Raw genomic sequence first — 24,072 nt, 5'->3', positions numbered from 1 at the left:
GCTGAAGCCCGGTCTACACCTTGAGAAAGTGAAAAGCCCCTCGCTGTGAAGCGGGGGGCCTTTTTTTGTTTCTTGTGCCTCGTTGAAAAAGGCACCTGATTTGGCGCAATGTGGCGATAGCAATCAGAGCTTGGGGTGAAAATGTCTAAGAAAAAATCGCTATTGTCAGAGTTGACCAATCAGATAGTTGCAGCGATTGAAGAAGCTGATTTCAGCGAAGACAAAATTTCTGAACTAATTGAGTCAATAGTTTCGGAAGGGCAGAATGAGCTATTTGAATCTCTTAAGAAAAACGCTCCTCCAATGCTTAAAGAGGAGCGTCGAGCAAAGCGGTCTTTCGAGGATCGAAATTATCGGCGATGGAAGGAACCGTTAGATTTATTGCGAACCATGTGGGTTTGTTGCCAAGAGATTGCAGAAAGCCATGCTCACGAAGGTCCTCTTGATGGAGATGAACTAACATTTGATACGTTAGCTCATTTGCAACCTAAAGCTCTACTCATTCTAAGTGAAATTCTTAGCCTTTTGGAAAGCGGCTTTGCTGATGGCGCTCTTGCACGCTGGCGCTCGCTTCATGAGGTTACAGTTGTCGGAATGTTTATTTCAAAGCACGGCCACGAAGCAGCTTTGGCTTACCGGTTAAGTATGTGGTTTTCGAACTTGCGTGCTGCCAATCAGTATAATCGACACGCAAATAGAGCCAATCTGGCGCCAATCACACACGCAGAGGTGTCGAAAATTGAACAAAAGTGTGCGGAATCTCGAGAGCTTCTCGGGAGAGAACTCAAGTCAGACTGGGATTGGGCGTCTTCCATTCTTAAGAAAACAAGACCAAACTTCGCTGATCTTGAAAGGGAAGTTGGGTTGGATCACTGGCGACCGCGCTTTAAATGGGCGTGTCAACACATCCATGCAGGCTTTGTTCGCCCGGATAGATTATTGGGCATGACTGAAGCAGATAATTTTGCATTTCAAGTAGGCGCGAGTAACTCGGGACTAGTTGAGCCTCTTCAGATGTCTGCAATTTCTTTGATGCAGATAACAAATACATTCCTGCTATTCCCTGAACCGAATGTTGACAGGCTGGTATTCGCAAATGTTCTGGCCGCCTTTTCAGATGAAATCGGAATGGTTGCCTTAAGAACGAAAGATGAGACTCTTAAAGAGGCTCTAAAGGATGCCAGGGAGTAAGGCCGTCATACAGTACGAAACAGCGGCCCATAGGCCGCCGTGCATCGACGACGCGCCCGGACGCGGCGCCGATTTGGTGAGGCCGGCGCAACACTGATGGTGCACACGGATTTGGCGGGGATAAACTGCCATCTATCTGCGTTGGATCGCAACCGCGCGCGTCGTCGACGCACGGCCTACCCAAAAGCGCACCAAGCCCAAAGAAATATGGGCGATCCACTTGCCAGCCCCCCCTGACCCTGTTACATCCCGCCAGTCGGCTGGCCTCAGATTCGTTCTGGGGCCGGTTGTTATTTAATCGGGCACCTACGGGGGCCTATACACTTGGCACCTACGGGGGCCTCAAACATAGCGGATCAGTTAGGTCCGCATTGCTAAACGGAAGACAGAAAGCATGGCACTTAAGTCGTATAAGCCGACGACGCCGGGCCAACGTGGGTTGGTGCTGATTGACCGTTCCGAGCTGTATAAAGGACGTCCAGTCAAAGCCCTCACCGAGGGTCTGACAAAGTCGGGCGGCCGGAATAACACCGGACGGATCACATCGCGTCGCCGCGGTGGTGGGGCAAAACGCCTCTACCGGATCGTTGATTTCAAACGTAATAAACTGGATGTTGCGGCAACCGTCGAACGGATCGAATATGACCCGAACCGGACCGCATTCATCGCATTGGTCAAATATGCAGACGGCGAGCAGGCCTATATCCTGGCCGCACAGCGTCTTGCAGTTGGTGATCAGGTTGTGGCCTCGGCCAAAGCCGACATCAAACCGGGCAACGCAATGCCGTTCTCGGGCATGCCGATCGGTACCATCGTTCACAACATCGAACTGAAACCAGGCAAAGGCGGCCAGATCGCCCGTGCAGCTGGGACTTATGCTCAGTTTGTTGGTCGTGATGGTGGCTACGCTCAGATCCGCCTGTCGTCAGGTGAATTGCGCATGGTCCGTCAGGAATGCATGGCCACTGTTGGTGCCGTGTCGAACCCCGACAACTCGAACCAGAACTACGGTAAAGCCGGTCGTATGCGCCACAAAGGCAAACGCCCGTCGGTTCGTGGTGTTGTTATGAACCCGATCGATCACCCACACGGTGGTGGTGAAGGTCGTACATCCGGTGGTCGTCACCCGGTTTCGCCTTGGGGCAAACCAACCAAGGGTTACCGCACTCGTAATAAGAACAAAGCGTCGCAAAAGCTTATTATTCGCTCGCGTCACGCCAAGAAGAAGGGACGTTAATCCATGTCTCGCTCTGTATGGAAAGGTCCTTTCGTCGATTCTTACGTGCTTAAAAAAGCCGAAGCATCGCGCGAGTCGGGCCGCAACGAAGTTATCAAGATTTGGTCGCGTCGTTCCACCATTCTGCCCCAGTTCGTGGGTCTGACATTTGGTGTGTACAACGGCCATAAACATATCCCAGTCAACGTCTCTGAGGACATGATCGGTCAGAAGTTTGGTGAGTATTCGCCAACTCGCACCTATTACGGTCACGCAGCAGACAAAAAAGCGAAACGGAAGTAAGCCATGAGCAAGGATAAAAATCCCCGCCGCGTGGCTGACAACGAAGCAATGGCGAAAACGCGCATGCTTCGCACCAGCCCGCAAAAGTTGAACCTGGTCGCCGGCATGATCCGTGGCAAGAAAGTTGAAAAGGCGTTGATCGACCTGACTTTCTCGAACAAGCGTATCGCAGCAGACGTGAAGAAATGCCTTCAGTCCGCAATTGCCAACGCCGAAAACAACCACAACCTGGACGTCGATGAACTGATCGTCGCCGAGGCGTATGTTGGCAAAAACCTGACCCTGAAACGCGGACGTCCGCGGGCTCGTGGTCGTTTTGGCAAGATCATCAAACCGTTCTCGGAACTCACCATCCTGGTGCGTCAAGTTGAGGAGCAAGCCTAATGGGTAACAAAGTAAATCCGGTCGGCATGCGTCTTCAGGTGAACCGCACCTGGGACAGCCGTTGGTACGCAAATACCAAAGACTACGGTGATCTTCTTCTGGAAGACCTGAAAATCCGTGAGTTCATCAACAAAGAGTGTAAGCAAGCTGGTATTGCCCGTGTGATCATCGAACGTCCGCACAAAAAGTGCCGCGTCACGATCCACACGGCTCGTCCCGGCGTCATCATTGGCAAAAAAGGCGCAGATATCGAAACCCTGCGCAAGAAAATCGCCTCGATGACCGACTCGGAACTGCACCTCAACATCGTTGAAGTGCGCAAGCCCGAGCTCGACGCTCAGCTGGTCGGCGAGAATATCGCTCAGCAGCTGGAACGCCGTGTATCTTTCCGTCGCGCGATGAAGCGTGCCGTACAGAACGCTATGCGCATGGGCGCCCTGGGTATCCGGGTGAACGTTGCTGGCCGTCTGGGTGGTGCTGAAATCGCACGGACCGAATGGTATCGTGAGGGCCGTGTGCCACTTCACACTCTGCGTGCCGACATCGATTACGCACATTCCGAAGCGATGACTGCCTATGGCATCATCGGGATCAAAGTCTGGATCTTCAAAGGTGAGATCATGGAACACGATCCAGCGGCGCGTGACCGTAAAGCACAAGAAGTCCAGGATGGCCCAGCACCTCGCGGTGCCGGCGGTCGTCGCTAAGGGAGACTGACAAATGCTTCAACCAAAGCGTACTAAATTCCGCAAGCAGCACAAAGGCCGGATCAAAGGTCTTGCTAAAGGCGGTTCTGACCTGAACTTCGGTTCTTTCGGTCTCAAAGCCACTCAGCCCGAGCGTGTGACTGCTCGTCAAATCGAAGCGGCTCGCCGCGCGATGACCCGTCACATGAAACGTCAGGGCCGTGTTTGGATCCGTATCTTCCCAGACGTGCCGGTCACTTCAAAACCGACCGAAGTTCGTATGGGTAAAGGTAAAGGTTCTGTTGATTATTGGGCATGCAAGGTCAAACCTGGCCGCGTAATGTTCGAAATCGACGGTGTCTCGGACGAGGTTGCCCGCGAAGCCCTGCGCCTCGCTGCAATGAAACTCCCGGTCAAAACCCGCGTCGTGGTTCGCGAAGACTGGTAAGAACGTCGAAAACGCCCCTGGGCGTTTTCTGACGACTGCGGTGTAGGCAGTTTCGCAGAAACTGTCCGGGTCGCAGCCAGGTCGCAAGAAATCAAAACCCCCGTCGAGAAATCGGCGGGGTTTTTTCTTTGGCTTGGTGTTGATTGTTGCCCGAGTTGGGTTTTGTGAATTGATCCAACGCCCGCTATCATGTGGCAACGCAGGAAATGTCTGGTTTGAGCCCCAAGGCGCCTAGTTTGAGTTTCGTGACTTTCCTTATAGTATGGCGTTTTAGATTACTTGGAGCACGAAGATGGCAGACCCTTTTCAAGATGTAGATGAGGCTGGGCCTGAGTTTATCAAAATGTTCGCTGACTCGATGGACGTGCGCCAAACTGACCCGACAATGGAGCGAATTGTTGCGGAATATTTAGAGCGGCTACCGCTCGCCACCGACAGTGTAACTATCGAAGTTGGAGCTGGTGCTGGTGCAGTAACACGTCGCATCGCAGCAGCGGCACACCCAGCAAAGGTGGTAGGCTACGAGCCGTCTCAGGGATTCGTGAACGAAGCAATCGGACGATCAAGTGACCATGCCAATTTGTCATTCACAGTGGCCGATGGCGCAAAACTTCCCATTGAAAACAACAGCGTTGATGCAGTAATCATGCATACCGTTCTGACGCATGTGACCCATCCAGAATCTCTTTTAGCTGAAGCATTTAGAGTTCTAAAGGCAGGCGGATCGCTTGTCATATGTGATGCGGATTTTTCGAAAGCCACATTCAGTAGCATTCCCAACGACCCGCTAAATATATGCGCTCAAGAGTTCGTTCGAGAATTTGTCACCGATGCGTTCATTGTTGGTAAGTTAAGAACCTTGATTTCAACCGCAGGCATGGAGATTGCTAGCTTTGATGTCGTGAGTCGCGTCGTCACAACTCGTGAGCAAATGCTGCCATGGGTAGAAGTGACAACACGGCAAATGGTTGAACGTGGCGATATCGGCAAGGAACTGGCGGATGCGCTTGTAGCAGAACATGATCGCCGTGCCGAAGCCGGTTCACTCTACGGCTATCAAGCATTTGCGACGGCAATTGCACGAAAGCCCTAACAGCTAAAACTTCGTAGGGCAGCTTTGTCCCGCCCACCAGACATTGAGCAGGAGCAGCCGAATGTTTGCGAAATGCCCCGCGCGATGCGCCAACGCGTGTGGCCTTAGAACTTTCCGTTGTCGTTTTTCCAAACCTCGCGCGGGGGCACGCGCTCGACGGTGTTCCAGTGTTCGGCCAGTTTGCCCTCTTGCACGCGGAACATGTCATAAAACGAACTGTGCTTGCCGGCCTGATCGCCTTCGCAAACCGTCAGAACAAAGTCTCCACAGGCCAAGGTGCGATGGCGATGTTGGTACTGTTTCGCGGTCTCTTGTGGCCCAACGCTGATGCGCAGCGCCTCGACCCCGTCGGGCAAATCCGCGTCGTGCTGGATCAACTGACCATCGACACAGAACCCGTCCATCCGGCCCCAGTTTTGCGCGATCAGAACCTCATCGACAAAGCGGCTCACCAGCGCGCGGTTGGCTTCAGTCAGATCCAGATCGCGGGCCTCAACCGGCCCGTCCACCATACTGCGCCCCGAAGGGTTGGGGCCGCGGCGCGCCTGAATGTTGTCCCAATGCTCAACCACCTGATCGCCGTCATAGCGAAACACCTCGAACCCGATCCGGCGGGTTGAGAAATCATATTCAGTGTGGCCAAACACAAAGTCCCCGTCCTCAAAGGCGCGCACGATGTTGACCTTGGGGTTGGTCAGGGACAGGCGCTTGAACAATTCTTCCAACCCTTCACTGCCCTCAAGGGTCTGGGGGTTGTGCTGGATGTATCGCGCCTGATTGACCACAGCGATGGGCCCGGATTCTCCGGTCTCGATGCTCTTCAACAACGCGCGGATTTGATCGGGGCGGCTCGGTGGCATGGGACTCTCCTGAGCAGGTGAAACACCCCAAAAGCTTGGGTGTATTTTTACTTGGGCCCAAGCGTTAAGTCGCGCTAGGGTCGCAACATGCATATCACATGTTCTTTTGTTTCGTCCCTGCCTGATCCAAAAGCTTTTCAGGATCTGATGGAGGAATACTATCAAGTCATGGTCGACAAATTTTCCATGGCGGGCGGCGTGGCAAAGTTTACGGCTGCCGGCCTTGCGCGGGACACCGTAGAAAATATAGACGCGCTTTTGCCGCCCCATGGGCGAACGTTGCTGGCGACAGACGCGCATGGCCGCCTGTTGGGCTGCGGTGCCCTTCGCACAATCCGTCCCGATGCGGCCGAGTTAAAGCGTATGTATGTGCGCCCCGAGGCGCGCGGCACTGGATTGGGCAAAAGGCTGTTTGAAATGCGCATGGCCGAGGCGCGTGCGATGGGCTGCACCCGGCTTTATGCGGATACGGTCAAAGGCAATCGCGAAATGCTGCGGATGTATGAGAAGATGGGGTTCTCTTACATTCCACGCTATCCAGAAAACGCCAATGATCCCGACATGGCCCCGTATCTGGTGTTTCTGGAATATGTGTTTCCGTAAGGCCGGGCGCCTGCCTCGCGTCAATTCCACCTCTCGCGCTTGGCCCGGCCTTGCGCTAAACCCCCGGTATGGCCCAGATCGAATCTCTCTTTGTGACCCGCTTTTACCGCGCCAAGCTGTCTGAACATGGCACCGCCATTGATCCAGAAGAGCTTGAAGCATCCTGTTATTCCATCGCCGAAGATGACGAGGCCGGCCAGAAATGGTGCGAAGACAACGGCTATCCCGGCTATACGTCCTATGCGTCGCTGACCGATCTGGCGTGGCGATTTCCGGTCTTTGCCGACATCGTCACCGCGTTGGATCTGCATGTCGCCGAATTTGTCAAAGACCTCGAATTTGACCTTGATGGGCGCACGCTGAAACTCGAAGACCTGTGGATCAACATCCTGCCCGAAGGCGGCACCCATTCATCCCACCTGCACCCGCATTCTGTAATCTCGGGCACCACCTATGTGTCCATGCCCGGTGGTGCCAGTGCCCTGAAACTGGAAGACCCCCGGTCTGCCCGTATGATGGCCGCACCCACCCGCACCAAAGAGGCACGCCGCGAATTGCAGCCGTTTGTCTATATGCGCCCCGAAGTGGGCGAGGTGTTCCTCTGGGAAAGCTGGCTGCGCCACGAGGTGCCGCTAAACATGGACGAAGACGAACGTATTTCGGTGAGTTTTAACTACAAGTGGGAGTGAGTGCGTGTTTATGCAAAAACTTGCATTGCCGACTATTCTGATTTTTCTCCTTTCTTCAGTGGTAAATGCTCAAGACGAGCGGACCGAGTATAAGCTTATTGATACCGGTGTTTTGAACCATTCCACGCTGGGCAAAGGTATTTTGATGATAATTGTACCCGAGCCCATGCCAGAGGGCGGTATACATGGGGAAATTGTTCAGCAAGCAATGCCGGGCATTTGCAACTTTTATGCGCCCAATGTCATTCCTTATGTTATGAAAAAGACGGAAACCGAAGACCCGGAATTTGTCGGTGTTAGAATTAACAGCAGTTCGAAATCCGTCGATCAATACGTTATGCAAGCCTACCAAATCGCCCAAAACGAATGTGGTGCTCCGCTCAACTGATTTCGCAATCTTTCCCTTGCCAACCCGAACCCCAAACCGTATAGAGCGCCATCGCGTGGATTCCTGTTCAGGGATTCGCGTGTTTATCATTTATCCACCAGGTCAAAGGTGACCCCAGTTGGGGCCTTCTGGTGTGTGAAAAAAGGAATAGGCTATGAATGCCAACGAACTGCGCGACAAGTCGCCGGATCAGCTCCGTGAGGAACTGGCCAATCTTAAGAAAGAAAGCTTCAACCTTCGCTTTCAACAAGCCACCGGTCAGCTGGAAAACCCTTCGCGTATCCGTGAGGCACGTCGTGCCGCAGCGCGCGTGAAGACCATCCTGAACGAAAAAGCCCAATCAGCAGCCGAATAAGAGGAGCCTGAATTATGCCCAAACGTATTCTGACAGGCACCGTAACTTCGGATGCCAACGCCCAAACAGTCACCGTGTCGGTCGAGCGTCGCTTCACCCACCCGGTTCTGAAGAAAACCATTCGTAAGTCCAAAAAGTACCGGGCTCACGATGAGCAGAACGCTTTCAAGGTCGGCGATCAAGTTCGTATCATCGAATGCGCGCCGAAATCGAAAACGAAACGCTGGGAAGTTCTGGAAGCCTAAAGAGTCTCACTCGAGACTCCTGGCGACTTGACTTAACAGTTAGTCGAAACCCTGGGGGATAAGGCCACGCATCGGCCCCCCATAGGTCGGGAGAAACCATATGATCCAGATGCAAACAAACCTGGATGTAGCTGACAACAGCGGCGCTCGCCGTGTTCAGTGCATCAAGGTTCTGGGTGGTTCCAAGCGTAAGTACGCATCCGTAGGCGACGTTATTGTCGTCTCGGTCAAGGAAGCCATTCCACGTGGTCGCGTTAAAAAGGGTGACGTCCGTAAGGCCGTCGTCGTACGCACCGCTAAAGAAGTCCGTCGTGAAGATGGCACCGCGATCCGCTTTGATCGCAATGCAGCCGTTATCCTGAATAACGCGAACGAGCCTGTCGGCACCCGTATCTTCGGGCCGGTTGTTCGTGAACTGCGCGCCAAGAACTTCATGAAGATCATCTCACTCGCGCCGGAGGTGCTGTAAGATGGCTGCTAAATTGAAAAAAGGCGACAAGGTCGTTTTGTTGGCTGGTAAAGACAAGGGCAAAGAGGGCACGATTTCCTCTATTGATCCTAAAGCCGGTAAAGCCGTTGTAGACGGTTTGAACATCTCGATCCGTCACGTGCGCCAGTCGCAAAACGAACAAGGTGGCCGCGTTCCCAAAGCCATGCCAATCGCTCTTTCGAACCTGGCATTTGTGGACGCAAACGGCAAACCTTCGCGCGTTGGCTTCAAAATGGAAGGCGACAAGAAAGTGCGCTTTGCTAAAACCACGGGGGACGTGATCGATGCTTGATACTGAAAATTACACCCCGCGTCTGAAGGCTGCGTACAAAGACACCATCCGTGCCGCTCTGAAAGAAGAGTATGGTTACAAGAACGAAATGATGATCCCCAAGCTGGAGAAAATCGTTTTGAACATCGGGTGTGGTCGTGCGGCTGTTCGTGACAGCAAAAAAGCCAAGTCGGCACAAGCTGATCTGACATTGATTGCAGGCCAAAAGGCTCTGACAACCATTGCCAAGAATTCGATCGCGGGCTTCCGCGTACGTGAAGGTATGCCAATGGGTGCGAAAGTGACCCTGCGCGGCAACCGGATGTATGAATTCCTGGATCGTCTGACCACTATTGCGATGCCTCGTATCCGCGACTTCCGCGGCGTTTCGGGCACCTCGTTTGACGGCCGTGGCAACTATGCCATGGGTCTCAAAGAGCACATCGTGTTCCCAGAAATCGATTTTGATAAAGTCGACGAAAACTGGGGCATGGACATCGTAATTGCCACCAACGCGAAAACTGACGCTGAAGCAAAGAGCCTGTTGAAAGCTTTCAACATGCCTTTCAACAGCTGATCGCGGGAAGGAATAGACATGGCTAAGAAAAGCATGATCGAACGCGAGAAAAAGCGCGAACGTCTGGTGGCAAAATACGCAGCCAAACGTGCCGAGCTTAAAGAAATCGCAAATGACGAAAGCAAGCCGATGGAAGAGCGTTTCAAAGCGCGCCTCAAGCTTGCAAAACTGCCGCGCAACTCGTCGGCAACCCGTCTTCACAATCGCTGCCAGCTGACCGGCCGTCCTCACGCTTACTATCGTAAGCTGAAGGTGTCCCGGATTGCTCTGCGGGAACTGGGCTCGAATGGCCAGATCCCCGGCATGGTCAAATCTAGCTGGTAAGGAGAGACAGAGATGAACGATCCTATCGCTGATATGCTGACCCGAATCCGCAATGGCCAGATGCGTGGCAAGTCGACTGTGTCGACACCTGCATCGAAACTGCGCGGTTGGGTTCTGGATGTGCTGGCTGACGAAGGCTACATCCGCGGCTACGAAGCAGCTGAAGAGAACGGCCACCCGGCGTTCGAAATCAGCCTCAAGTATTACGAAGGCACTCCTGTCATTCGCGAAGTGAAGCGGGTCTCTAAACCTGGCCGTCGCGTCTACATGGGCGTCAATGACATTCCCGTTGTCCGTCAGGGCCTCGGTGTGTCGATTGTCTCCACCCCCAAGGGTGTGATGTCGGATGCAAGCGCTCGCGCCAACAATGTTGGTGGTGAAGTGATTTGCACGGTCTTCTAAGGAGAACCTGATGTCTCGTATTGGTAAAAAACCGGTCGAGCTGCCCAGCGGCGTATCTGCTGCTGTCTCCGGCCAGACCATCGAAATCAAAGGTCCAAAAGACACCCAGTCTTTTACTGCAACTGACGATGTCACGCTGACAGTAGAAGATAACATTGTAACCGTGACACCGCGTGGCTCGTCCAAGCGTGCACGTCAGCAATGGGGTATGTCACGTACTGTCATCGGTAACATGGTGACAGGCGTGTCTGCGGGCTTCAAAAAAGAGCTTGAAATCAACGGTGTTGGTTATCGTGCGCAGATGCAGGGCACCACCCTGAAACTGTCGCTCGGTCTCTCACACGAAGTGAACTTTGAAGTGCCAGCCGGTATTACCGTGACTGCACCAAAGCCCACCGTGATTATCGTTGAAGGCACTGACAACCAACTCGTTGGCCAGGTTGCGGCAAATATCCGCGAATGGCGCAAGCCCGAGCCCTATAAAGGCAAAGGCATCAAGTACAAAGACGAGTATATCTTCCGCAAGGAAGGCAAGAAGAAGTAAGGACCAGACAAATGGCAAACAGCAAACGGGATCTGTTCCTCAAGCGCCGCCTGCGCGTCCGGAACAAACTTCGCAAGGTCAACGCAGGACGTCCGCGTCTTTCGGTTCACCGTTCAAACAAGAACATCAGCGCTCAGCTGATCGACGATGTGAACGGCGTGACTTTGGCATCGGCTTCCACACTCGAGAAAGATCTCGGGTTTGTAGGCAAAAATGGTGTCGAAGCCGCGACCAAAGTTGGCGCAGCGATTGCAGAACGTGCACAGAAAGCCGGCGTGAGCGAAGCATACTTCGACCGCGGTGGTTTCCTCTTCCACGGCAAAGTGAAGGCTCTGGCCGACGCTGCGCGTGAAGGTGGCTTGAAAATCTAAAAACCTGAGGGGGACGGCAACGTCCCCCCGATGATCCGGGGGCAGGGCGCATGCGTGGCCTGCTCACCAGGATTGAAACAATAGGCGCCTTGCGCCAGACAAAAGGAAAGCCTTATGGCAGAACGTGATAATCGTCGTGGCAACCGCCGCGATCGTGATGAAACTCCGGAATTCGCCGACCGCCTGGTTGCGATCAACCGCGTATCGAAAACCGTAAAAGGTGGTAAGCGCTTTGGCTTTGCTGCTCTGGTTGTTGTAGGCGATCAAAAAGGCCGCGTTGGTTTCGGCAAAGGTAAAGCGAAAGAGGTCCCCGAGGCCATCCGCAAAGCCACCGAGCAAGCCAAGCGTCAAATGATCCGCGTTCCACTGCGCGAAGGCCGTACCCTGCACCACGACGTCAATGGTCGTCACGGCGCTGGTAAAGTGATCATGCGGACAGCCCCAGAAGGTACTGGTATTATTGCTGGTGGTCCTATGCGTGCTGTTTTCGAAATGCTCGGCGTCAAAGACGTTGTTTCGAAATCGCTGGGTTCCGCGAACCCATACAACATGATCCGCGCCACCATGGACGGCCTGACCAAAGAGTCTAGCCCCCGTCAGGTTGCAGCACGTCGTGGCAAAAAGGTCGCTGACATCTTGAAAAAAGATGACGCACCGGCCCCAGCCGCCGCTGAATCGTAAGGAGTAGACATCATGGCCAAAACCATCGTCGTCAAACAGATCGGTTCTCCGATCCGTCGCCCCGCCAAACAGCGTCAAACGCTGATCGGCCTGGGCCTGAACAAAATGAACAAGACCCGTGAACTCGAAGACACCCCTTCAGTCCGCGGCATGATCGCCAAGATCCCTCACATGGTCGAGATCATCGAAGAAAAAGGCTAAGCCCTTTTCGTCTTGAGAATTGAAACGCCTCGCAGGAAACTGCGGGGCGTTTTATTGCGTCTGGAGGAGTCGGAATTGCCAGTACTTTCCAAATGCGCCATCCAAATTTGGAGATTCTGACCGCTCTCGACTAACCAACTCGGATCGGTCGCGAACCTGGTGTTGGCTCTGAGCGCCCCCCTCATGCTCGCATAGGCTCCAATCTCTGAGCTCCCTTTCATTGCGAACGACCGGGCCAATTGGGGCATCCGTATGACATGCAATAGCTGCATAACGGGCTTGCCAAAACCCACCTTGCTGCAACGCGGCGGCAGGACTATCTGAGCCTCACAAACAAAGACACATGACAAGCACTCCGGGAAATCAGTCCCGGTCACATCAAAGGATATCACCCATGGCATATGCCCTCACAGCCGTCGCTTCCGACATTGGCCTCATCGGCCGTTTCCGCGTTTTCCTCAATGACTACAAAGCAGCTGCCGTCCGTGCGGCTCAGTATCGTAAAACCGTTGCCGAGCTTAGTGGCCTGAGCAACCACGAGCTGGCCGATATCGGCATCAGCCGTGGCCAAATCGAAGACATTGCGACTGCTCACGCCAACGGCTAAGCCCACCGCGTCTTTCGACTTTTCAAAACGCCTCCGGATCGCCGGGGGCGTTTTTTTGTGTCCTGGGATTATGCACATGGCTTGTGCGCGAAACCACGAACTTATTTCGGTTGATTGTTCCCAGACCATACATATCTGGCGTTGGATACAGGAAAAGGGACAAGAAACATGACACTCACCATGGTATTTACCGGATTGCTATCAGCGTTCTTTTTGTTCGCCAGCTCGATCAAGATCCTTGGATGGCAAAAAACGATCTTTGACGTGCAGGTCGAGATGTTCAAATCTTATGGGCTGAATCGCCGGATCATGCTGCTTGTCGGGCTGGCAGAATTGTTCGGAGCGATTGCGATCTGGTGCCAATCGACGGCCCTGGGAGGCTTGGGCGCGCTGGCTTTGTTGGGCACGTCGTTGGGGGCAATTTCCTGCCATCTGATCTTTGACACATGGAAGCAAGGGGTCCCGGCCATGATCACCGGAACCCTGTCGGCTTATGTCGTTTGGGTTAATCTGGATAAGCTTCTGGCGTTGATCCCCTGAGAGACATCCATGCGTTCACTGCATTTCGGGGATGTTGATTTCGGTGGTGGTCAGGGAAACTGGGTAGGCGTATCCAGCCTCAAACCTGAAATTCAGACATATGGACCTCCAGCATGGCATTCGCCACACAACTCCCCGCCCGCTTTTCGAACGCCTTTGGCGTTAGCGCCTTCTTCAAAGGCTTTTTCCGCGCCGAGCATGTCCCTCACTGGACCGAATACCTGCGCGACAGCCACCGCGTCTAAGCGACCTGACTCAAACCATCAGGCCGTTTGCGGCACTCCAAAGCGGCTCGCCTTTAACGGCGGGCGTTTTGCGTTTTAGCAGCTTGGTTCGCGGGTGATGGATGGTTTGCAGAACGTGAAAACCGACACGTCTTCGGGCAGCCCCTTGAGGGTAAATCGACCAACCGATTGAACCGGGGCGTCCAGAAGATCGGCAAACTCATTCGACATCAGAACAGAACATTCGGTTTGAGCACATAGTGCTTCGATCCGGGCCGCCAAATTAACCGCCGCGCCAAGGACCGTGAAATCCAATCGGGTTTCAGAGCCGACGTTGCCATACAGAACCTGACCCACGTGAAGCCCGACCCCAAATTGCAGCGCGTCACTTTGATTGGTCAGGGCAGATGTCGCTGCGGCCTTGGCGTTGGCGACTGCGCCTGCCTGATCTCCTTCGGCTGGAAAGATCGCCAACACTCCATCCCCCATGAATTTTAGGATTTCCCCGCCATTCGATTTCACGGCAGAGTCCAGAATGTCGAAATACTGATTGGCGATCGCCACAACCTCGTGCACAGGTCGTTCTGTGTTCAGTCGGGTCCAGCCACGCAGGTCGCTGATCATGATGGCCGCATCAATCTGGTCGACATGCCCGCGCGTGATCTCACCGCCCAGAACCCTCTGTCCAGTTGTCGGCCCCAGATAGGCACTGGCCACGGCCTTGGACAGAACAGCGAGACGCCGGACTTCGACCAGCGGCGCAAGTGTCATTGCAATGGTCGACAGCCCTTCGATGTCATGTTCGCAAAACCCATCAGAGGCATCGGTCACTGCGATCATAATTCCTCCCATGTGGTCACCGTACAATAACGGAATACCCAGATAATCTGTGGCCCCGCGTTCGCGCAGGTCGTGAAACGCTTTGTGATCTTCGCCGGTCAAATCGCTCAGATTCCTGCGCAATGGCGCACGGGTCTCGGAGATGACCGACATTGGGCTGCCCCGGAACACGCTGAGCTGTTCCAGCCCGTGCCGACTGACGAGCACATCCTGTGGGCCGGTTTCGCGCTCCCAGATCGTGCTTACGGCAGTGACAAGCGGGTGAATCGTGCGCATGGCCAGCCGTAACCGCCAGAGAGGCACGCCGCCGTCTCTCAGCCTGTCTGCCAGGGCATAGGTCAATGCCTCAAGATGCGGCATGTTTGGACCGTCGGTCAGAAGCCAGTCGGTGATGTCTCGGGCGTTCCAATGCATGAAAGTCAGCGTAAAGGGAAATACAGAAAATGCAAAAGGACGCAAACACCTGTACACCCTGTCGCAACGCTTGCATCGTCATCTCACAGGGTCTATACGCCCCCGGTGGCGTTTCACGTCACAAGAATCAACAAGCAAGAAAAGCCGCGTTTGGCCCCTTACGCTTCATGGGTCACTTCCGGCAAAAGGAGAAGCGATATGAAACTGAATGAACTGCGCGACAATCCAGGTGCAACCAAGAAACGCATGCGCGTTGGCCGTGGCCCGGGTTCGGGCAAAGGTAAAATGGGTGGCCGTGGTATCAAAGGTCAAAAGTCCCGCTCGGGTGTAGCCATCAATGGTTACGAAGGCGGCCAGATGCCCCTCTATCAACGTCTGCCTAAGCGTGGCTTCAGCAAGCCAAACCGCAAGGCATTTTCCGTTGTTAACCTGGGTCTGATCCAGAAATTCATCGACGAAGGCAAGATCGACGCGAAATCGGCAATCACCGAAGAATCGCTGGTCGCATCGGGCCTCGTACGTCGTGTTAAGGACGGTATCCGCGTTCTGAACAAAGGCGAAATTACTGCCAAAATTGACATCACAGTCACAGGTGCTTCGCAAGCAGCTGTAGACGCTGTTGCCAAAGCCGGTGGGTCGCTGAACGTTGCTGCTGCAGCTGCGGCAGAATAAGAGGTTGTGAGCGGGCTCAGCGCCCCTTACATACACTTCTAGTTTTCCAAACGCCGCCGAACCGGAAAACGGTTTTGGCGGCGTTTTCAGTCTAAGAGAGATCCGAATGGTATCCGCAGCAGAGCAAATGGCCGCCAACACAAGTTGGGCAGCACTTGGTAAAGCCACCGATCTACGCAACCGCATCCTGTTCACGCTGGGGCTGTTGATCGTTTATCGTCTGGGCACGTTTATTCCGGTGCCTGGCATCGACGGTGTTGCATTGCGCGAATTCATGGAAGGGGCCGCCGCTGGTATTGGCGGCATGCTGGCCATGTTCACCGGCGGCGCACTGGGCCGCATGGGCATTTTTGCTCTTGGGATCATGCCGTATATCTCGGCGTCGATTATCATTCAGCTTTTGACCTCGATGGTGCCTGCGCTTGAGCAGATCAAAAAAGAGGGCGAGCAGGGTCGCAAAAAGATCAACCAATACACCCGCTACGGGACCGTGGCGCTTGCCACATTGCAGTCTTACGGTCTGGCTGTGTCGTTGGAGGCTGGCGAGCTGGTCACTGATCCGGGCATGTTCTTCCGTATTTCCTGCATGATTACCCTTGTGGGTGGCACCATGTTCCTGATGTGGCTGGGTGAGCAGATCACTGCGCGCGGCATCGGCAACGGTATCTCGCTGATCATCTTTGTTGGCATTATCGCTGAAGTTCCCGCCGCTCTGGCACAGTTCCTTGTGTCGGGTCGTTCCGGCGCCATCAGCCCTGCCGTGATCATCGGTGTGATGGTGATGATGATCGTGCTCATAGGATTTGTGGTGTTTATGGAACGCGCTTTGCGCAAGATCCATATTCAGTACCCGCGTCGTCAGGTCGGCATGAAGGTCTATGACGGCGGATCTTCGCATCTGCCAGTCAAAGTGAACCCGGCCGGCGTGATCCCTGCGATCTTTGCTTCGTCGCTGTTGTTGTTGCCAACCACGATCTCGACCTTCTCGGGCGGATCAACCGGTGCTTTGATGTCGACGATTCTGGCCTATTTTGGCCCCGGCCAACCGCTGTATCTGTTGTTCTTCACAGCGATGATCGTGTTCTTTGCTTACTTCTATACCTTCAACGTGTCGTTCAAACCGGATGAGGTCGCCGACAACCTGAAGAACCAGAACGGCTTTGTTCCGGGTATTCGTCCGGGTAAGAAAACCGCCGAATATCTGGAGTATGTTGTGAACCGCGTGCTTGTGATCGGCGCGGGCTACCTTGCGGCAGTTTGTCTCCTTCCTGAGATTCTGCGTGGCCAGCTGGCGATCCCCTTCTATTTTGGCGGGACTTCGGTTCTGATTGTTGTGTCGGTGACTATGGACACCATCCAACAAGTTCAGAGCCACCTCCTGGCCCACCAATACGAAGGGCTGATCGAAAAGTCGCAGCTGTCTGGAAAGGGCCGCAAGCGCAAGCGCAAAGGGCCTATTCGTAAATGAACATTATCCTGCTTGGACCACCCGGTGCCGGTAAAGGCACGCAAGCCCGTCATCTGGTTGATGACCGCAACATGATCCAGCTTTCAACCGGCGATATGCTGCGCGAAGCCAAGGACAGCGGCACCGAGATGGGCAAGATCGTGGCCGACGTCATGGCGCGTGGTGATCTGGTGACCGACGAGATCGTGATCGGTCTGATCCGCGAGCGGCTCGAAGGCGACAAGCAGGGCGGTTTCATTTTTGACGGCTTTCCGCGCACGTTGCCTCAGGCAGATGCTCTGGCGGACCTTCTGGCAGAAAAAGGCGAAAAGCTGGACGCCGTCGTGGAAATGCAGGTTGACGACGAAGCGCTGGTTCAGCGCATCACAGCACGGTCAACCTGTGGCGACTGTGGTGAAGTTTACAACGACGTCACCAAACCACACCCAGCAGATGGCAAATGTTCCAACTGTGGGGCTGCGAACTTCAAGCGCCGCGCAGACGACAACGAAGAGTCCTTACGCAATCGCCTGATGGAATACTACAAAAAGACCTCTCCGCTGCTTGGTTATTACTATGCCAAGGGCGACCTGAAGTCGGTCAATGGGCTTGGTGAAATTGACGAAGTCAAAGCCGAGATTAACGCCGTACTGGGATAGGGAGGCGACGGGACTTGACACCCCCCTCAATCCCCCATAAATCGCATCATCTCTACTAAGAGAATCATATTGCCGGAAAGGGGTCGCTCCCCAATGGCAAGATCACCTGATCAGCTGAGGCCCGACGGGAAGCCGCGTCGGGCTTACGTTGTGAAAAAAGGTTCCGGAACTACGGAACCGCAACGAAAAGGAAAGTGAAACGTGGCACGTATCGCCGGCGTAAACATCCCGACCCATAAACGGGTCCCGATCGCCCTCACATATATCACTGGTATTGGTAACACCTCTGCCAAAGCCATCTGCGAAGCAGTTGGAATCGACGCATCCCGTCGTGTAAATGAATTGTCGGACGCCGAAGTTCTGGCCGTTCGCGAGCATATCGACGCAAACCTCACCGTTGAAGGTGACCTGCGCCGCGAAGTGCAAATGAACATCAAACGTCTGATGGATCTGGGCTGCTACCGTGGCCTGCGCCACCGTCGTAACCTTCCTGTGCGCGGTCAGCGTACCCACACCAACGCTCGTACTCGCAAAGGCCCTGCTAAGGCCATTGCTGGTAAGAAGAAGTAATAGGGAGGGTTTGATCAATGGCACGTGAAAAGACTCGTACGAAGAAAAAAGAGCGCAAGAATATCGCCACTGGCGTTGCGCACGTAAACTCTTCTTTCAACAACACCAAAATCCTGATTTCTGACGTTCAGGGCAACGCAATTTCCTGGTCCTCTGCCGGTACCATGGGCTTTAAAGGGTCGCGTAAATCGACACCTTATGCAGCTCAGATGGCTGCAGAAGACGCTGGCAAAAAAGCTCAGGAACATGGCGTTAAGACTCTGGAAGTCGAAGTTCAGGGCCCTGGCTCTGGCCGTGAATCGGCTCTGCGCGCTTTGGCTGCTGTCGGTTTCAACATCACCTCGATCCGTGATGTGACCCCGATTGCGCACAATGGCTGCCGCCCGCCGAAACGCCGCCGCGTTTAAGCACCATTTCATAGACCTGGGGCCGCGTGATTTTCACGGCCCCAGTTCGCCATTTTGAAACCTCGGGAGTCTGGCGCTCTCGGACATGGAGGCCAGACAGGAATGGAGGGACGTATGATCCACAAAAATTGGGCAGAACTGATTAAGCCGACCCAGCTTGACGTGAAACCAGGCACCGATCCTGCGCGCAAAGCAACTGTTGTTGCGGAACCGCTCGAGCGTGGCTTTGGTCTGACACTGGGCAACGCGCTGCGTCGCGTTCTGATGAGCTCGCTGCAAGGCGCGGCCATCACATCGGTTCAAATCGACAATGTTCTGCACGAGTTCAGCTCGGTTGCCGGTGTGCGCGAAGACGTGACCGACATCATCCTGAACCTCAAAGGTGTTTCCCTGCGCATGGAAGTCGAAGGCCCTAAGCGTCTTTCGATCAATGCCAAAGGCCCCGGTGAAGTGACTGCGGGTGACATCAGCGACAGCGCTGGCATCGAAATCCTGAACAAAGACCACGTGATCTGTCACCTCGACGATGGCGCCGATCTGTTCATGGAACTGACCGTCAACACTGGCAAAGGCTATGTCTCTGCTGAAAAGAACAAACCCGAAGATGCGCCCATCGGTCTGATCCCGATCGACGCGATCTATTCGCCTGTCAAACGCGTGTCTTATGACGTGCAGCCGACTCGTGAAGGTCAGGTTCTGGACTATGACAAGCTGACCATGAAAATCGACACCGACGGGTCGATCACGCCGGATGACGCCGTGGCTTTCGCTGCACGCATCATGCAAGACCAGTTGTCGATCTTCGTGAACTTCGAAGAGCCCGAAGCTGCCGGTCGTCAGGAAGAAGACGATGGTCTCGAGTTCAACCCACTTCTGCTCAAGAAAGTGGACGAGCTGGAACTGTCTGTACGGTCTGCAAACTGCCTCAAGAACGACAACATCGTTTACATTGGCGATCTGATCCAGAAAACCGAAGCCGAGATGCTCCGCACTCCGAACTTTGGTCGCAAATCGTTGAACGAGATCAAAGAAGTTCTCTCGGGCATGGGTCTGCACCTTGGCATGGACGTCGAAGACTGGCCGCCGGACAACATCGAAGATCTGGCTAAGAAATTCGAAGACTCTTTCTAAGGGTCTTTGTTACCGGGCGGTTAACAAATGACCGCCCGGGGTTTTGTACAAAACGGTCAAACCGGCCTTAGAGTTTTGTAAAAAATGAACAAAATGGGCATTCGCCCCAAGGAGAGCCGCTGACACGCATCAGAGGCCAGACAAAGCAAAATCGCCTGTAGAAGGCATATTAGGAGACTAGAAAATGCGTCACGCACGTGGATATCGCCGCCTGAACCGTACTCATGAGCACCGTAAAGCTCTGTTTGCAAACATGGCAGGCTCGCTCATCGAACATGAGCAAATCAAAACTACTTTGCCAAAAGCCAAAGAACTGCGCCCTATCATCGAAAAGATGATCACGCTGGCCAAAAAAGGCGACCTGCACTCGCGCCGTAACGCCGCATCGCGTCTCAAAGAAGACAAGTATGTTGCGAAACTGTTCGACATCCTGGGCCCACGTTACGCTGAGCGTTCGGGTGGTTACGTTCGCATCATGAAAGCGGGTTTCCGCTATGGCGACATGGCTCCGATGGCGATCATCGAATTCGTCGATCGCGACGTCGACGCCAAAGGCGCAGGCGACAAAGCCCGCGTTGCTGCAGAAGAAGCTGCAGAAGATTAAGAATTCCGGGCCACGGCCCGCTGATGACCCCCGACTGGAAACAGGCGGGGGTTTTTTGTTTTGAAATGGCGCGAATGCGATAGTCTGCGGCTCATATAGGCAAGCCATAGGAATTAACTCTGCCAAACAGAGGGTGGAGGACATATGATGAGCATTCTTGAAACTATTCCGGCAAAACTGATTGGCCCGTCCGTCTGGACCGGGAAAGATATGATGGCTAATCCCTTGGATTGGCTGACTACTTTGACACCAGATGGCATTGCTGACTTGGAACAAGCAGCGAAACACTATCTTTCTTTGGGCCGTGATATTGGCGAGATCACGAAAGAAGACTTTCCGCTTGGGAAATTTGCAAACCATCTAAACAGCCTGCGAGACAAACTGGTCAACGGAATCGGATTTGAAGTGCTGCGTGGCCTGCCGGTTCAAGATTATTCTCAGGAAATGGCGGCTGCGATTTTCTGCGGTGTGGGCGCGCACCTGGGCTCGGCCCGTTCACAGAACGCAGCCGGGCATATTCTGGGGCATGTGCGCGATATCGGAGCAGATGCCAATGATTCCAATACCCGTATTTATCAGACCAGCGAGCGTCAGACCTTTCACACAGATAGCGCGGATATCGTAGGGCTTTTGTGCCTCGCGACGGCCAAAGAAGGGGGCGAGTCTCTGTTGGTCAGTGCTGAGGCGATCTATAACCGGATGCGCGCCGAACGGCCTGATCTGTTGGAACGTCTGTTTGATCCCATCGCCACCGACCGGCGCGGTGAAGTGCCCGAAGGCATGCAGCCTTTTATGACCATCCCTCCACTCAGCTGGCATCAGGGCAAGCTGACGGTGTTTTATCAACGCCAGTATATCGACAGTGCACAGCGGTTTCCCGAAGCCATGCGTCTCACCAAAGATCATGTCGCGGCCTTGGATATGTTTGATGATCTGACAAATGATCCGGACCTTCATATGACCATGCGCTTGCAACCGGGTGATTTGCAGTTTGTCTACAACCACTCACAACTGCACGACCGCACGGGCTATCTGGATTGGCCTGATCCCGACAAGCGCCGCCATTTGTTCCGGCTTTGGCTATCAGCCGACGGGGATCGAGAACTGCCAGAAAGCTTCAGGCAACGCTATGGATCGATCGAGATTGGCAATCGAGGTGGCATCATCACAAAAGGCACCAAGCTGCACGCGCCATTAGACTAGGCATGAAGCGCGTTTGCCAACGTGGTTGATGCTTTTTACCGCAGGACACAGACCGGGGTTAGGCATTGCGGTTGCCAATGAAATCATGGACTAATTGGCGCATATCCGGTTTTTGAATTTGAGAATTTCCATGAGTATTGAGACTATAAAAATCCCAGAGCTAAAGATTGACGCCTCAGTACTGAAAGGCGCGCTCAGCGGTGTGCCAGCAATGGCATCCCAATTCAAAACCACCGTTGATGCGGTGCTTAAAGCTGATGATTTTACGGTGCTTGATTTGGGCCAGTATTGCGACTCTTACGAGGGCTTTAAGTCTGCGTGCACCGCTCTGGCCTCGGCGCTGGGAACATTGATGGTGCAAAACGAAGATGGCGCTACGGTTGTGGAAGTGTATGACCGCAACGTCGGGCGCATCGAAGAGGGTGTCCGATACCATCAAACCCGTCAGGGTGGCGACATCCACACAGACAGCGTCAATCGCCCCGACCCGATGAAGTACCTGATCCTGGGAAGTGCGGCGACGTCTGTGATCGGGGGCGAAAGCATTTTGATCCGCGCCCGCGAAGTAATCGCCCGGCTGCAAGGCATGCCCGAAGTTCTTGATATCCTGCGCCAGCCTTTTTGGTTCGAAGGACGCGGCATGTCTGCTGAGCAAGAGCTGTTTCAACAGCCGGTTCTGCGCGGGCCTGATGAGGCTCCGGACTTCCGATATCTGCGGCCCTATATTGCCAGCGCTCATGAACGCGCAGGCACACCACTGACCACGGATCAGACCTATGCGTTTGACGTGCTGGATTCGGTGGCTGAGCTTTCGGACATGCAGCACCGGTTTATGCTTGAACAGGGGCAGATGCTCTTGGCCGTGGACACCCGCGTGTTCCATGGGCGCACCAGCTTTGTGGACGGTGTGACGCCAGGAGCATGGGTTAAAGGGCGCCGGATGCTGCGTTATTGGGTAGAGTAGGCTCTCTTCTACCCTGGCAATCTTGTAACTTGGTAGTGGCGCAGTCATATCTGGCAGAGGTTGAACAACACACGGAAATTCCCATGCTCCGAGCCTTGCTGGCCTCATTTGCCCTTGTGATGGCGCCTGCCGCCATTGCGGATACAAAAATCCCTCAGTCTCAGGCAGAAATCTCCCTTGGATTCGCGCCATTGGTCAAACAGGCGGCGCCTGCTGTGGTGAACATCTATGCCAAGCGCGTGGTCGAAGTGCGTGACAGTCCGTTTGGGGGCGATCCGTTCTTTCAAAATCTGTTTCGTGAGTTTGGTCAGACACGCCCAAGGGTTCAGAATTCGTTGGGCTCTGGCGTGATCCTGTCGGACGATGGCATCGTGGTGTCGAACTATCATGTGGTTGGCATGTCGACCGACATCCGAGTGCATCTGAATGATCGTCGCGAATACAACGCGCGCGTTTTGCTGGCCGATCAGGAAAGTGATCTGGCGATCCTGCAACTAGAGGACGTCAGTGATATGCCGTATTTGGCTTTGCGCGACAGCGACACGGTTGAGGTGGGCGAACTGGTGCTGGCCATCGGCAATCCCTTTGGGGTGGGTCAGACGGTCACCAGCGGCATTGTCTCGGGGCTGGCCCGGTCAGGAACTGCAACTGGCAGCTCACGCGGCTATTTCCTGCAGACAGATGCGCCGATCAACCCGGGCAATTCGGGTGGAGCGTTGATTGATGTGAACGGAGAATTGATTGGGGTGAACACGTCAATTCTGTCTCGATCGGGTGGGTCAAACGGGATTGGCTTTGCGATCCCTTCGGCGCTGGTGAAACAGTTTGTCGAACAGGCGCGTGCCGGGGAAGATCGGTTCATGCGCCCTTGGGCGGGTATGTTTGGGCAACCGGTGGATGCGGATATGGCGAACAGCATGGGGCTCGACCTGCCCGGCGGCATCGTCATTTCAGAATTACATGGCGAAAGCCCGTTCACAGCGGCAGGGTTTGGTCCCGGGGACGTGGTCCTTGGGGTAGATGGCCTGGTGGTGAACACACCGGCTGAAATGCTGTATCGCATGTCAGTGGCCGGCATTGGCAAGACAGCGGATATACTTGCCATACAACGGGGCAAGAAGATTGTTGTACCTGTCTCTTTGATCGCCGCCCCGGAAACGCCTGCCCGCGAGAGCGTTATGACCAGTCAGAAATCGGCCATACCAGAGTTGAGGTTGTCAAACATCAACCCGGCGGTGTTGGGGCAATATGGCCTGCCGCTAAGCGTAGCCGGTGTGGTTGTTGAAGATCCGGGCCCGGTAGGAAGCCAGTTGGGATTGCGTCCTGGCGACGTTTTGCTGAACATCGATGAAACTGAGGTCAAAGACACCAAAGATGCAAAAAAGGCGCTGCGCAAGGCACGCCGCAAAGTGACCATTGAAATTCAACGTGGCAACAAACGCCTGACCTCAAAGCTGCGGTTATAACG

Annotated in this window: 36 protein-coding genes; 34 read left to right on the top strand and 2 right to left on the bottom strand. The window is 54.3% G+C overall.

Translation table 11 applies throughout. The features are described from left to right. Nucleotides 1-141: 141 nt before the first annotated feature. The 7 genes from BUC32_RS12245 to BUC32_RS12215 all read left to right on the top strand — a co-directional run bounded on the left by BUC32_RS12245 (nt 142) and on the right by BUC32_RS12215 (nt 5,321). The gene (locus BUC32_RS12245; RefSeq protein WP_073253048.1) at nt 142-1,191 is read left to right on the top strand and encodes a DUF5677 domain-containing protein; all 1,050 of its coding nucleotides are present in this window, start codon (nt 142-144) and stop codon (nt 1,189-1,191) included. Between the two features lie 394 nt (nt 1,192-1,585). After that, the gene (gene rplB / locus BUC32_RS12240) at nt 1,586-2,428 is read left to right on the top strand and encodes a 50S ribosomal protein L2 (protein ID WP_073253045.1); all 843 of its coding nucleotides are present in this window, start codon (nt 1,586-1,588) and stop codon (nt 2,426-2,428) included. A gap of 3 nt (nt 2,429-2,431) precedes the next feature. Then, nucleotides 2,432-2,710, top strand: coding sequence for a 30S ribosomal protein S19 (gene rpsS / locus BUC32_RS12235; protein WP_067296663.1), 279 nt, complete (start codon nt 2,432-2,434; stop codon nt 2,708-2,710). Nucleotides 2,711-2,713: 3 nt separating this feature from the next. Next, a complete protein-coding gene (rplV, locus tag BUC32_RS12230; RefSeq protein ID WP_073253043.1) occupies nt 2,714-3,094 on the top strand; it encodes a 50S ribosomal protein L22 in 381 nt (126 codons plus the stop codon). Then, nucleotides 3,094-3,801, top strand: a complete 708-nt coding sequence (rpsC, locus tag BUC32_RS12225) for a 30S ribosomal protein S3 (protein ID WP_073253040.1) — start codon at nt 3,094-3,096, stop codon at nt 3,799-3,801. The genes rplV and rpsC overlap by 1 nt, the downstream gene beginning before the upstream one ends. A gap of 13 nt (nt 3,802-3,814) precedes the next feature. Next, a complete protein-coding gene (gene rplP, locus BUC32_RS12220; RefSeq protein WP_073253037.1) occupies nt 3,815-4,228 on the top strand; it encodes a 50S ribosomal protein L16 in 414 nt (137 codons plus the stop codon). A 292-nt stretch (nt 4,229-4,520) separates the two neighbouring features. Continuing rightward, entirely contained in the window at nt 4,521-5,321 is an 801-nt protein-coding gene (locus BUC32_RS12215) for a class I SAM-dependent methyltransferase (RefSeq protein WP_073253034.1), read from the top strand. A gap of 104 nt (nt 5,322-5,425) precedes the next feature. Here the strand turns inward: BUC32_RS12215 and BUC32_RS12210 are convergent, their stop codons facing one another. Beyond that, complete coding sequence (locus BUC32_RS12210) at nt 5,426-6,181, bottom strand: nuclear transport factor 2 family protein (protein WP_073253031.1); 756 nt, start codon at nt 6,179-6,181, stop codon at nt 5,426-5,428. 87 nt (nt 6,182-6,268) lie between these two features. Between BUC32_RS12210 and BUC32_RS12205 the strand changes: the two genes are divergently transcribed. The 17 genes from BUC32_RS12205 (at nt 6,269) to BUC32_RS21140 (ending at nt 13,714) form a co-directional block, all read left to right on the top strand. Beyond that, complete coding sequence (locus BUC32_RS12205; RefSeq protein WP_073253028.1) at nt 6,269-6,784, top strand: GNAT family N-acetyltransferase; 516 nt, start codon at nt 6,269-6,271, stop codon at nt 6,782-6,784. A gap of 68 nt (nt 6,785-6,852) precedes the next feature. Beyond that, a complete protein-coding gene (locus BUC32_RS12200; RefSeq protein WP_073253026.1) occupies nt 6,853-7,473 on the top strand; it encodes a 2OG-Fe(II) oxygenase family protein in 621 nt (206 codons plus the stop codon). Nucleotides 7,474-7,477: 4 nt separating this feature from the next. After that, nucleotides 7,478-7,861 (top strand): hypothetical protein, encoded by a 384-nt coding sequence (locus tag BUC32_RS12195; protein ID WP_139280719.1) that lies wholly within the window; start codon nt 7,478-7,480, stop codon nt 7,859-7,861. 154 nt (nt 7,862-8,015) lie between these two features. Then, entirely contained in the window at nt 8,016-8,216 is a 201-nt protein-coding gene (gene rpmC / locus BUC32_RS12190) for a 50S ribosomal protein L29 (protein ID WP_073253021.1), read from the top strand. Nucleotides 8,217-8,230: 14 nt separating this feature from the next. Further along, entirely contained in the window at nt 8,231-8,461 is a 231-nt protein-coding gene (gene rpsQ, locus BUC32_RS12185; protein ID WP_073253018.1) for a 30S ribosomal protein S17, read from the top strand. Between the two features lie 100 nt (nt 8,462-8,561). After that, entirely contained in the window at nt 8,562-8,930 is a 369-nt protein-coding gene (rplN, locus tag BUC32_RS12180) for a 50S ribosomal protein L14 (RefSeq protein WP_048863755.1), read from the top strand. Between the two features lies 1 nt (nt 8,931). Further along, complete coding sequence (gene rplX / locus BUC32_RS12175; protein ID WP_073253015.1) at nt 8,932-9,243, top strand: 50S ribosomal protein L24; 312 nt, start codon at nt 8,932-8,934, stop codon at nt 9,241-9,243. Continuing rightward, nucleotides 9,236-9,799 (top strand): 50S ribosomal protein L5, encoded by a 564-nt coding sequence (gene rplE, locus BUC32_RS12170; protein ID WP_073253013.1) that lies wholly within the window; start codon nt 9,236-9,238, stop codon nt 9,797-9,799. Before rplX ends, rplE begins: the two co-directional genes overlap by 8 nt. A gap of 18 nt (nt 9,800-9,817) precedes the next feature. Beyond that, nucleotides 9,818-10,123: a 30S ribosomal protein S14 gene (rpsN, locus tag BUC32_RS12165; RefSeq protein ID WP_073253010.1), complete on the top strand. Its 306-nt coding sequence runs from the start codon at nt 9,818-9,820 to the stop codon at nt 10,121-10,123. Between the two features lie 12 nt (nt 10,124-10,135). Then, nucleotides 10,136-10,525, top strand: a complete 390-nt coding sequence (gene rpsH, locus BUC32_RS12160) for a 30S ribosomal protein S8 (RefSeq protein ID WP_073253007.1) — start codon at nt 10,136-10,138, stop codon at nt 10,523-10,525. A 10-nt stretch (nt 10,526-10,535) separates the two neighbouring features. Continuing rightward, nucleotides 10,536-11,069, top strand: coding sequence for a 50S ribosomal protein L6 (gene rplF, locus BUC32_RS12155; RefSeq protein ID WP_073253004.1), 534 nt, complete (start codon nt 10,536-10,538; stop codon nt 11,067-11,069). Nucleotides 11,070-11,080: 11 nt separating this feature from the next. Beyond that, a complete protein-coding gene (rplR, locus tag BUC32_RS12150; protein WP_073253002.1) occupies nt 11,081-11,440 on the top strand; it encodes a 50S ribosomal protein L18 in 360 nt (119 codons plus the stop codon). Nucleotides 11,441-11,554: 114 nt separating this feature from the next. Then, a complete protein-coding gene (gene rpsE / locus BUC32_RS12145; protein ID WP_073252999.1) occupies nt 11,555-12,121 on the top strand; it encodes a 30S ribosomal protein S5 in 567 nt (188 codons plus the stop codon). 12 nt (nt 12,122-12,133) lie between these two features. Then, nucleotides 12,134-12,322, top strand: a complete 189-nt coding sequence (gene rpmD / locus BUC32_RS12140) for a 50S ribosomal protein L30 (RefSeq protein ID WP_073252996.1) — start codon at nt 12,134-12,136, stop codon at nt 12,320-12,322. A 394-nt stretch (nt 12,323-12,716) separates the two neighbouring features. Beyond that, nucleotides 12,717-12,929, top strand: coding sequence for a DUF1127 domain-containing protein (locus BUC32_RS12130; RefSeq protein WP_073252990.1), 213 nt, complete (start codon nt 12,717-12,719; stop codon nt 12,927-12,929). Nucleotides 12,930-13,097: 168 nt separating this feature from the next. Then, the gene (locus tag BUC32_RS12125; RefSeq protein WP_073252987.1) at nt 13,098-13,469 is read left to right on the top strand and encodes a DoxX family protein; all 372 of its coding nucleotides are present in this window, start codon (nt 13,098-13,100) and stop codon (nt 13,467-13,469) included. Between the two features lie 113 nt (nt 13,470-13,582). Beyond that, a complete protein-coding gene (locus BUC32_RS21140) occupies nt 13,583-13,714 on the top strand; it encodes a hypothetical protein (RefSeq protein WP_281248980.1) in 132 nt (43 codons plus the stop codon). A gap of 75 nt (nt 13,715-13,789) precedes the next feature. Here BUC32_RS21140 and BUC32_RS12120 read toward each other — a convergent pair whose 3' ends face one another. Beyond that, nucleotides 13,790-14,947 (bottom strand): adenylate/guanylate cyclase domain-containing protein, encoded by a 1,158-nt coding sequence (locus BUC32_RS12120; protein WP_073252984.1) that lies wholly within the window; start codon nt 14,945-14,947, stop codon nt 13,790-13,792. Nucleotides 14,948-15,145: 198 nt separating this feature from the next. Here BUC32_RS12120 and rplO point away from each other — a divergent pair, with 198 nt between their 5' ends. The 10 genes from rplO to BUC32_RS12070 all read left to right on the top strand — a co-directional run bounded on the left by rplO (nt 15,146) and on the right by BUC32_RS12070 (nt 24,070). Next, nucleotides 15,146-15,619, top strand: coding sequence for a 50S ribosomal protein L15 (gene rplO, locus BUC32_RS12115; protein ID WP_073252981.1), 474 nt, complete (start codon nt 15,146-15,148; stop codon nt 15,617-15,619). A 106-nt stretch (nt 15,620-15,725) separates the two neighbouring features. Then, complete coding sequence (secY, locus tag BUC32_RS12110; RefSeq protein WP_073252978.1) at nt 15,726-17,087, top strand: preprotein translocase subunit SecY; 1,362 nt, start codon at nt 15,726-15,728, stop codon at nt 17,085-17,087. Continuing rightward, the gene (locus tag BUC32_RS12105; protein ID WP_073252975.1) at nt 17,084-17,725 is read left to right on the top strand and encodes an adenylate kinase; all 642 of its coding nucleotides are present in this window, start codon (nt 17,084-17,086) and stop codon (nt 17,723-17,725) included. The genes secY and BUC32_RS12105 overlap by 4 nt, the downstream gene beginning before the upstream one ends. 201 nt (nt 17,726-17,926) lie before the next feature. Next, nucleotides 17,927-18,295: a 30S ribosomal protein S13 gene (gene rpsM / locus BUC32_RS12100; protein WP_073252972.1), complete on the top strand. Its 369-nt coding sequence runs from the start codon at nt 17,927-17,929 to the stop codon at nt 18,293-18,295. A gap of 17 nt (nt 18,296-18,312) precedes the next feature. After that, nucleotides 18,313-18,702, top strand: a complete 390-nt coding sequence (rpsK, locus tag BUC32_RS12095; protein WP_073252969.1) for a 30S ribosomal protein S11 — start codon at nt 18,313-18,315, stop codon at nt 18,700-18,702. Between the two features lie 114 nt (nt 18,703-18,816). Next, a complete protein-coding gene (locus tag BUC32_RS12090; RefSeq protein ID WP_073253259.1) occupies nt 18,817-19,833 on the top strand; it encodes a DNA-directed RNA polymerase subunit alpha in 1,017 nt (338 codons plus the stop codon). A gap of 184 nt (nt 19,834-20,017) precedes the next feature. Then, complete coding sequence (gene rplQ, locus BUC32_RS12085; RefSeq protein WP_073252966.1) at nt 20,018-20,437, top strand: 50S ribosomal protein L17; 420 nt, start codon at nt 20,018-20,020, stop codon at nt 20,435-20,437. Nucleotides 20,438-20,584: 147 nt separating this feature from the next. Continuing rightward, on the top strand, nt 20,585-21,640 hold the full coding sequence (locus BUC32_RS12080; protein WP_139280718.1) for a TauD/TfdA family dioxygenase: 1,056 nt from the start codon (nt 20,585-20,587) through the stop codon (nt 21,638-21,640). Nucleotides 21,641-21,770: 130 nt separating this feature from the next. Then, on the top strand, nt 21,771-22,604 hold the full coding sequence (locus BUC32_RS12075) for a TauD/TfdA family dioxygenase (RefSeq protein WP_073252961.1): 834 nt from the start codon (nt 21,771-21,773) through the stop codon (nt 22,602-22,604). 83 nt (nt 22,605-22,687) lie between these two features. After that, a complete protein-coding gene (locus BUC32_RS12070; protein WP_073253256.1) occupies nt 22,688-24,070 on the top strand; it encodes a trypsin-like peptidase domain-containing protein in 1,383 nt (460 codons plus the stop codon). Nucleotides 24,071-24,072: the final 2 nt, after the last annotated feature.

Source organism: Shimia gijangensis (assembly GCF_900142085.1).
Lineage (GTDB): Bacteria > Pseudomonadota > Alphaproteobacteria > Rhodobacterales > Rhodobacteraceae > Shimia > Shimia gijangensis.
The sequence above is the reverse complement of the archived record's forward strand: the minus strand, read 5'-3'. Positions and strand labels throughout refer to the sequence as shown.

What these genes read in the sequence shown, in the direction of transcription:
- BUC32_RS12245 (WP_073253048.1), top strand. Translation starts at nt 142, where the DNA reads ATGTCTAAGAAAAAATCGCTATTGTCAGAGTTGACCAATCAGATAGTT.
- rplB (WP_073253045.1), top strand. Translation starts at nt 1,586, where the DNA reads ATGGCACTTAAGTCGTATAAGCCGACGACGCCGGGCCAACGTGGGTTG.
- rpsS (WP_067296663.1), top strand. Translation starts at nt 2,432, where the DNA reads ATGTCTCGCTCTGTATGGAAAGGTCCTTTCGTCGATTCTTACGTGCTT.
- rplV (WP_073253043.1), top strand. Translation starts at nt 2,714, where the DNA reads ATGAGCAAGGATAAAAATCCCCGCCGCGTGGCTGACAACGAAGCAATG.
- rpsC (WP_073253040.1), top strand. Translation starts at nt 3,094, where the DNA reads ATGGGTAACAAAGTAAATCCGGTCGGCATGCGTCTTCAGGTGAACCGC.
- rplP (WP_073253037.1), top strand. Translation starts at nt 3,815, where the DNA reads ATGCTTCAACCAAAGCGTACTAAATTCCGCAAGCAGCACAAAGGCCGG.
- BUC32_RS12215 (WP_073253034.1), top strand. Translation starts at nt 4,521, where the DNA reads ATGGCAGACCCTTTTCAAGATGTAGATGAGGCTGGGCCTGAGTTTATC.
- BUC32_RS12210 (WP_073253031.1), bottom strand. Translation starts at nt 6,181, where the DNA reads ATGCCACCGAGCCGCCCCGATCAAATCCGCGCGTTGTTGAAGAGCATC.
- BUC32_RS12205 (WP_073253028.1), top strand. Translation starts at nt 6,269, where the DNA reads ATGCATATCACATGTTCTTTTGTTTCGTCCCTGCCTGATCCAAAAGCT.
- BUC32_RS12200 (WP_073253026.1), top strand. Translation starts at nt 6,853, where the DNA reads ATGGCCCAGATCGAATCTCTCTTTGTGACCCGCTTTTACCGCGCCAAG.
- rpmC (WP_073253021.1), top strand. Translation starts at nt 8,016, where the DNA reads ATGAATGCCAACGAACTGCGCGACAAGTCGCCGGATCAGCTCCGTGAG.
- rpsQ (WP_073253018.1), top strand. Translation starts at nt 8,231, where the DNA reads ATGCCCAAACGTATTCTGACAGGCACCGTAACTTCGGATGCCAACGCC.
- rplN (WP_048863755.1), top strand. Translation starts at nt 8,562, where the DNA reads ATGATCCAGATGCAAACAAACCTGGATGTAGCTGACAACAGCGGCGCT.
- rplX (WP_073253015.1), top strand. Translation starts at nt 8,932, where the DNA reads ATGGCTGCTAAATTGAAAAAAGGCGACAAGGTCGTTTTGTTGGCTGGT.
- rplE (WP_073253013.1), top strand. Translation starts at nt 9,236, where the DNA reads ATGCTTGATACTGAAAATTACACCCCGCGTCTGAAGGCTGCGTACAAA.
- rpsN (WP_073253010.1), top strand. Translation starts at nt 9,818, where the DNA reads ATGGCTAAGAAAAGCATGATCGAACGCGAGAAAAAGCGCGAACGTCTG.
- rpsH (WP_073253007.1), top strand. Translation starts at nt 10,136, where the DNA reads ATGAACGATCCTATCGCTGATATGCTGACCCGAATCCGCAATGGCCAG.
- rplF (WP_073253004.1), top strand. Translation starts at nt 10,536, where the DNA reads ATGTCTCGTATTGGTAAAAAACCGGTCGAGCTGCCCAGCGGCGTATCT.
- rplR (WP_073253002.1), top strand. Translation starts at nt 11,081, where the DNA reads ATGGCAAACAGCAAACGGGATCTGTTCCTCAAGCGCCGCCTGCGCGTC.
- rpsE (WP_073252999.1), top strand. Translation starts at nt 11,555, where the DNA reads ATGGCAGAACGTGATAATCGTCGTGGCAACCGCCGCGATCGTGATGAA.
- rpmD (WP_073252996.1), top strand. Translation starts at nt 12,134, where the DNA reads ATGGCCAAAACCATCGTCGTCAAACAGATCGGTTCTCCGATCCGTCGC.
- BUC32_RS12130 (WP_073252990.1), top strand. Translation starts at nt 12,717, where the DNA reads ATGGCATATGCCCTCACAGCCGTCGCTTCCGACATTGGCCTCATCGGC.
- BUC32_RS12125 (WP_073252987.1), top strand. Translation starts at nt 13,098, where the DNA reads ATGACACTCACCATGGTATTTACCGGATTGCTATCAGCGTTCTTTTTG.
- BUC32_RS21140 (WP_281248980.1), top strand. Translation starts at nt 13,583, where the DNA reads ATGGCATTCGCCACACAACTCCCCGCCCGCTTTTCGAACGCCTTTGGC.
- BUC32_RS12120 (WP_073252984.1), bottom strand. Translation starts at nt 14,947, where the DNA reads ATGCATTGGAACGCCCGAGACATCACCGACTGGCTTCTGACCGACGGT.
- rplO (WP_073252981.1), top strand. Translation starts at nt 15,146, where the DNA reads ATGAAACTGAATGAACTGCGCGACAATCCAGGTGCAACCAAGAAACGC.
- secY (WP_073252978.1), top strand. Translation starts at nt 15,726, where the DNA reads ATGGTATCCGCAGCAGAGCAAATGGCCGCCAACACAAGTTGGGCAGCA.
- BUC32_RS12105 (WP_073252975.1), top strand. Translation starts at nt 17,084, where the DNA reads ATGAACATTATCCTGCTTGGACCACCCGGTGCCGGTAAAGGCACGCAA.
- rpsK (WP_073252969.1), top strand. Translation starts at nt 18,313, where the DNA reads ATGGCACGTGAAAAGACTCGTACGAAGAAAAAAGAGCGCAAGAATATC.
- BUC32_RS12090 (WP_073253259.1), top strand. Translation starts at nt 18,817, where the DNA reads ATGATCCACAAAAATTGGGCAGAACTGATTAAGCCGACCCAGCTTGAC.
- rplQ (WP_073252966.1), top strand. Translation starts at nt 20,018, where the DNA reads ATGCGTCACGCACGTGGATATCGCCGCCTGAACCGTACTCATGAGCAC.
- BUC32_RS12080 (WP_139280718.1), top strand. Translation starts at nt 20,585, where the DNA reads ATGAGCATTCTTGAAACTATTCCGGCAAAACTGATTGGCCCGTCCGTC.
- BUC32_RS12075 (WP_073252961.1), top strand. Translation starts at nt 21,771, where the DNA reads ATGAGTATTGAGACTATAAAAATCCCAGAGCTAAAGATTGACGCCTCA.
- BUC32_RS12070 (WP_073253256.1), top strand. Translation starts at nt 22,688, where the DNA reads ATGCTCCGAGCCTTGCTGGCCTCATTTGCCCTTGTGATGGCGCCTGCC.